Source organism: Microcoleus sp. Pol12B5, from assembly GCF_036701335.1.
GTDB lineage: Bacteria > Cyanobacteriota > Cyanobacteriia > Cyanobacteriales > Microcoleaceae > Microcoleus.
In genome coordinates, this window is the sequence record NZ_JAUBQQ010000125.1 from 1 (window position 1) to 5,708 (window position 5,708).

The following is a 5,708-nucleotide window of genomic DNA, read 5'->3' on the forward strand; positions in this document are numbered from 1 at the left end:
GAGATAGCCTCCTGCGCTTGTTTATTAAGTTGTGGGTGCCTCACTTCTCCGGGCCTCCTACGGCCTGAGTGGGCTGGGTTTTGGTGAGTCTCTCAATCTCAGAGCTGGGGACGAGGTATCTGCCATTTGGCAGCTTTTCGGTCCAGATCCAGCCTCGTTCTTTCCAGTTGAGAAGTGTTTGAGGGGTGACGTGCAAAAGCTTTGCAGCTTCTGCGATGTTGTATGAAGTTACGGATGTCATGAGGTGTCTCTGCTTGCATTAGCTGCATTTCCTCACTCGCCTCGTTGCCCCTTCCTCCCTGAAAAAGTAAAGTTCTCTTGACAGATGCTTTTTCCTGGGTTAGAATCGTCCTGCTAGTAGAGAGCGCTGCAGTCCGATCCTTTTGGGGGTTGAGATTCAGTTTTGGACCGCCTTCATGTCCGGCAAGACATGGGGCGGTTTTGCTTTTAATGCTGTTCAACGAATCCAGACGAAGACCACTAGGTAAAGGCATCATTGCCTTTTGTTTGGTAGCATGAATTCGCTTGATTTGAACTCAAGGATATCCCTGCTTGGCTGAGATGCCAGTGGTCTGTAGAATTAACCATGTATAGATCAGGACTTTCTGACTTTGGTCCACTTCGTCAGCTTCTCCCAAAGGTTCGATTTCGGCTCTGGAGCTGGTAGAGCCTTGATTACTCGGTCCTGCAGTTGACTGAGCTGGGCTGTTAAATCGTGGTTTTGGTCCGCAAGGTTCCGGACTTCATGTGCCAGCGGCCTGAGCTGTTGGACTTCGTGCCGTAGCTCCTCGATCATGGCCATTTGTGCCTCTGCCAGAGCCTTCAGGGTTGCCAGGTCCCCGGTGTCGAGCTTCGTGCCTTCAGCGGCTGGTATCGGCTCTGAGACGGCCTTTTTAGGGGTGGCTTTTGATGCGCGCTCAAGATCCTCGGCGGTTACCCGGTATTCCTTCCCCTTGGGTCCCTCGATCAGCTCGGCGGCCAGGCGGCCTGACTTGATCCAACGGCGTAGAGTCTTCTCTGAGACTCCAGCGGCCTTGATTGCTTCAGCCAGCGATAGAGTCTCATTCATGCGGCCTCCCTTCTCTGCAGGACCACACGGACCGTAGAGGCGTGCCAGGTCCCACCCTTGGCGGTTGGCACGTTCCGGACGTTCAATTCGTTGGCGATGGCCAGCATCCCCTTTCCTTCGGCTCTGAGGCTTAGAATCAGGTCCTCGGTATCGCTTTCAATCATTGGCCTGGCTCCGAGAATAACACCCTGGGCTTTCTTCTCGGCCAGTCCCTCGCGGGTTCTGAGTCCGATCAACTCTCGCTCAAGCTGGGCAAAGGTGGCCATCATGCTGAGTTGTGCTCTGCCATGAGGGGTGGTTGTGTCTAGCCGGGCATCCAAGAGGCTGAGATTCCAGCCGTAGTGCTGGGCCATGTCCCCTACCTGGCAAACGTCTTTTACCGATCGGCTGAGGCGGTCGAGCTTGGCGGCCATCAGTACATCAGCCTCCCCTTTGTTCAGCAGGTCCAGAGCCTTCTGCAGTCCAGGGCGGTTGAGAGTCTTTCCAGAGATTCCACCGTCCTCGATCAGCTCGGCCAGGTGCCAGCCGTTCCTTTCACACTCGGCGATGATGGCGGCTTTCTGACTGGCCAGGCCTGCACCAGAATCAACCTGCTGGTCAGTCGAGACCCGGACGTAGCCGATAACGTGCTTGGTCTCTCTCTGGCTGGTCTTCGTCTTTCGTGCCCTGGGCATAACAAGACTATACACGAAACGTTCGTCTCATGTATACGGTCCCTGGTCACTTTCTTATTTTGTCTAGTCAGAGTGCTTTTTAGCGTGTACAGTTTTCGTTGCGCACCTGTCCAATTTTGAACCTGTAGCCTGGTCAATTTTGTCTGGTCATCATTCATGTCCACCCTGGTCAATATGGCTGGTCATACTGTCCAGAGCCTTCTGCAGTCCAGGGCGGCTTTTACAACGTCCAAAGGTAGGAGCATGAGAGGAAACACCGTGAGAAACACCGCGACCCAGTCAGGGCGAAACGGGGGACGGCTGAAGGTTGGGAACCCAGGCAACAAAGGCGGCGGCAGGATCAAGGATGAGCTGCGGTTAGAGCTGGTCGAGTGCTTTGAGGTTGGGATTCAGAAACTCAAACTGCGACTATTTCGAGATTCCATGTCCACGGGTGAGCTGGTGCGGCTGGTGGATCTTCTCGGTAAATATGCCCTGCCCTACGTGGTCGAAGAGAATGAACCCCCGCAGATTGATCTCTCTATGCTTTCGCTGTCGGCTCTGAAGGAACTGGAGGCGGCATCTAAGGGACGTACTGCTTTGTGGGTCGAGTCAGCCTCTCTGGAGGAACTCCGAGAATGGGCACGAAAGGACGCCAAGGGTGAGCCTACGTTTATCGTGCTTGACTACACAAAAGAGAGCCAATAGCTTCTAAAACTTTCCCCCTGATTTCTGGGGGTAGACCTCTATACATGGTTGGAACTGAAAAAAAGTGAAGGCATCAGCAAGGTGCTTTTGATCTTGATTCAGAAACAATCAGTATGGAGAAAAACCATGTTAATAAAAACGAGCCTAAACGCTCTAGAAGATCTATCGTTTCTGCCTTCTTTGTGAAGGTTCTACCTTGGCTGTGCGCTATATATGAAGGGATTGGCTTCTTAAGCGATGTCCTTGGAATAGTCGAGTTTATAGGGAGGTTCATTCACTAAAACTTTCTTAGCATCAGCGAGGGGGACGGCAGACCTTACAGGGGTCGTACCCCCTTCTTTTGGCTTCAGCCAGCTCCAGGGGTCGCTTGCTTCGTGAGAGATAGCGGCACCTGTCTTTGTGGTACTTGTCGCCTGTCCTGGTGACATAAACCGTCTGTGTCTGTGGCTTGTTGGTGAGAGCCTGGGGAACGACTGCGATAGTCGAGCCTATTAAGGCGATCAGTAGGGCAGAGCGTGATAGATGCCTCACGGTCGCACCTTACCTGGCTCAAATCGCCTTTTAAGGGGAAAGTTTTCGTAGATGGACTCTCAGTGTGGTCCCCGTGAGGGTCACTTATTGACGGGTGGCAGGTTTAAGACTAGAATCAAGAGGTGAATCCAGCCGGAATAAAGCTGTGTCCGAAGTGCCAGAGCCAGCACCAACTGAACGCTCAGGCTTGTCCTTGTGGGCACGTCTTTAGAACTCAATTCGTGCCGCCAAATCAGACTGTGGCGATGCCAGTTCAACCCATGCCCGGATATCAGCCGGACCCGTACGCGAATCCCGGGGGAATCTACGCCATGCCTCAAAAGCGTTCGTCTGCTTGGGCTTGGGGCCTTTCAGGGTTAACCGTTATTGTAGGGGTTGCTCTTTTTCTGCTTTGGCCAAACATCACTATGACATTTGATCGTAATGCCCTTTCTGGTGACTGGGAGATGACTGCTGGTAATCAAACATCAGGAATCATTTTAAAGTCTTCAGGTGAGGGGACCTTCTTGAGTAACTCTACTGTTATCCGAGATTTTAAATGGGAGTTGCCTCGCCCTGGCTTCATCTATATCAAAAGTGAACGATCAGTAGTGTTTGAATATGAGTTTCTACCTGGCGGCGGCTTGAGAATTGGCGAAGGGACTGACGCAACGGTTTACTATCGAAAGGGAACCCGTTAAGTTCTAGACACTTTTAAGGGGAAACTTTTAGTTTTTGACCGACGCGCGCGATTTTATGCATGAGGGATGGCGAGGCACGAGAGATGGCACGCATTGCCCCTCAGAGCCAGTTCTAGGCGTCTTTGACCAGATTCTGGACTCCTTACAGGTGCCATCACACTTGCAACGGTCTAGAAACACCGTGGCCGGCAGTCCGATTTTGAACCTGTAGGTGGTCCGATTTTGTTCGGTTCCGCTCGGCCTGGCTGGTGCCATGCTGATACTTGGCCTGGTCTTTCAGCTTCTGCCGTTTGGCTTCATTGTTCCTGGCATCAATTCTCCTTTGCTTCTCCAGCTTCCAGCCTTCTCTCTGCAGAGCGTGGATCAGCTTTCGGTGTTCACCGCGGCCAAGACTTCCACGCATTTGAGCGGCTCTAAGGTGGGCGGCTTCGTCCTCGATCCTGACGTAGCCTTTACCTTTCTTGGCGATGAGCCCAAGAGCTTCAAGCTGGGCCAGGCCTTTGTAAACACTTTGGCGAGTGCGTTTTGCCAAGGGTGCTAGTTCGGCTGCCGTGAGAGGTTCTGAAGGATCAAGAATCAGCCAGTACCTTTTTAACCCGTTCCGGCCAGAGAGTGAATCATGCGAGCATTTGTCGCAATAGGTGACCACTCTTTCTGTACACCCCCCTCCCCCTTCCAGGGGTTGAGTGGTCACTTTTTGAGACACTTTCAGCCTGTAGATTGAGGCTGTTTTTTGACTGCCATTTACTACTTTCTGAATGTGTCCAAGTTCACAGAGCTTTGTAATGCAGTTGCGGGCGGCTGTGTCTGAGCATCCAATAGCTTCGGCCAGGCTTCTTTTACTCAGGTGGAAGGAGTGGCCGTGGTTGAGCTTTGAGAGTCTTTCAATTTCGAGAATGGCAGCGTAGAGGTTTTTTCCCGATTTCTGTACGTCAGGGCACGAAAGGACGTGCTTGGTCCAGGTTTCCCCAAAAGATCTTTTTTTAAAAACCCCCCCCGCGTCAGCGGGTCCAGGTTTCAATCTCGGGAGGGTAGCTCGATCACTGCTGACGTAGTTCCAAACATCTTTTAGGTAGTTGTCCTGCTGTTTTGGGCTTCTGTCTTTGATCTTCTCGCCTGGTCCTTGTGGGTGCCTGAGAATCAATGTTTTAAAGTCCAGGTAGCTCAAGCCTTGCCTGAGAGCCAGCCCAGCGATCAGGCATAGGCGGTCACTTCTGAATCCGATAGGGACTGATTCTCCAGCGAGCTGGTCCAGGTCTAGTTTCTGCTTTGTTGGTTTTTGTGGCCTGGTTCCGTCTCTGAGTAGCTCTAGTATCTGCTGAATGGTTAACCCTTCCGCGCTGGTTGAGCGAGTCTGTCCAGAGCGATGAAGGGCACCAGGCGGCCTGATTCCTTGGGTTCTGACTGCTGAGGGTCCACCTATCTCTTTAATCAGATTTTCACAGTGAAGGCGTTGGGCTTTTGTTTCAACTCTAACCCAGAGATGCGCTTTCCCTGGTCCCCCGCCTGAGTGCATCACTGCTGAGGGGAACCTTAGCTTTCTTTTTAGGGCAAAGGCTTTGTCCAGGCCATCTTCTGTGTCGAAGTCGGCGGCAACAAAATCAAGGTTTGGCAGGATGAAGCCAGCGTCTTTTTGTGGGTCCCAAGTGTTGAGCCAGCGTTGGCCTGTTTTCTTGTTATCAGGGTTCAGGTCATAGAACTGTTTGTCACGGGAGATGACTACGGCTAGCTCTTTTGTGGCGATGGCTTCTGATTCCTCAAGCTGTGGCGGCCTGGTCAGGATCTCGGCGATGCTCACAGGTCCAGTCCCTCCTCGGTGCCGATCTGCAGGGCAGAAAGGGGGATGGCATAGGCGGCCAGCTCGGCTCTGATTTCCTCGCGGGTGGCTTTGGTGCCGACGTTGGCGATGGCTTGGAGGATTGCCAGGGTGGATCTGATTCCCCCTTGATCGTCGTTTTCTTGGCAGGTGGCGAGCTGGTAAGCGGCTTCTGAGATAGCCTCCTGCGCTTGTTTATTAAGTTGTGGGTGCCTCACTTCTCCGGGCCTCCTACGGCCTGAGTGGGCTGG

Annotated in this window: 7 protein-coding genes; 2 read left to right on the top strand and 5 right to left on the bottom strand. The window is 52.7% G+C overall.

Annotated elements, in window-relative coordinates:
• Positions 1–40 precede the first annotated feature (40 nt).
• From QUA24_RS26520 to QUA24_RS26530, 3 genes are all read right to left on the bottom strand, one after another.
• Complete coding sequence (locus tag QUA24_RS26520) at positions 41–241, bottom strand: MerR family transcriptional regulator (protein WP_332962587.1); 201 nt, start codon at positions 239–241, stop codon at positions 41–43.
• A gap of 354 nt (positions 242–595) precedes the next feature.
• Entirely contained in the window at positions 596–1,069 is a 474-nt protein-coding gene (locus tag QUA24_RS26525) for a helix-turn-helix domain-containing protein (protein ID WP_332962586.1), read from the bottom strand.
• Positions 1,066–1,743, bottom strand: a complete 678-nt coding sequence (locus tag QUA24_RS26530; RefSeq protein ID WP_332962585.1) for a recombinase family protein — start codon at positions 1,741–1,743, stop codon at positions 1,066–1,068. Before QUA24_RS26530 ends, QUA24_RS26525 begins: the two co-directional genes overlap by 4 nt.
• Before the next feature lie 258 nt (positions 1,744–2,001).
• Here QUA24_RS26530 and QUA24_RS26535 point away from each other — a divergent pair, with 258 nt between their 5' ends.
• Positions 2,002–2,430 (top strand): hypothetical protein, encoded by a 429-nt coding sequence (locus QUA24_RS26535; RefSeq protein ID WP_333101137.1) that lies wholly within the window; start codon positions 2,002–2,004, stop codon positions 2,428–2,430.
• Positions 2,431–3,272: 842 nt separating this feature from the next.
• Positions 3,273–3,641 carry a hypothetical protein gene (locus tag QUA24_RS26540; RefSeq protein WP_332962583.1) on the top strand — a complete coding sequence of 123 codons (369 nt, stop codon included), beginning with the start codon at positions 3,273–3,275 and terminating at the stop codon, positions 3,639–3,641.
• A 154-nt stretch (positions 3,642–3,795) separates the two neighbouring features.
• Here the strand turns inward: QUA24_RS26540 and QUA24_RS26545 are convergent, their stop codons facing one another.
• Both QUA24_RS26545 and QUA24_RS26550 read right to left on the bottom strand, forming a co-directional pair.
• Positions 3,796–5,439 carry an HTH domain-containing protein gene (locus tag QUA24_RS26545; protein ID WP_333043023.1) on the bottom strand — a complete coding sequence of 548 codons (1,644 nt, stop codon included), beginning with the start codon at positions 5,437–5,439 and terminating at the stop codon, positions 3,796–3,798.
• Positions 5,436–5,708, bottom strand: a 273-nt coding sequence (locus QUA24_RS26550) for a hypothetical protein (protein ID WP_333233357.1), incomplete at its 5' end; no start/stop codon positions are given. The genes QUA24_RS26550 and QUA24_RS26545, both read right to left, overlap by 4 nt.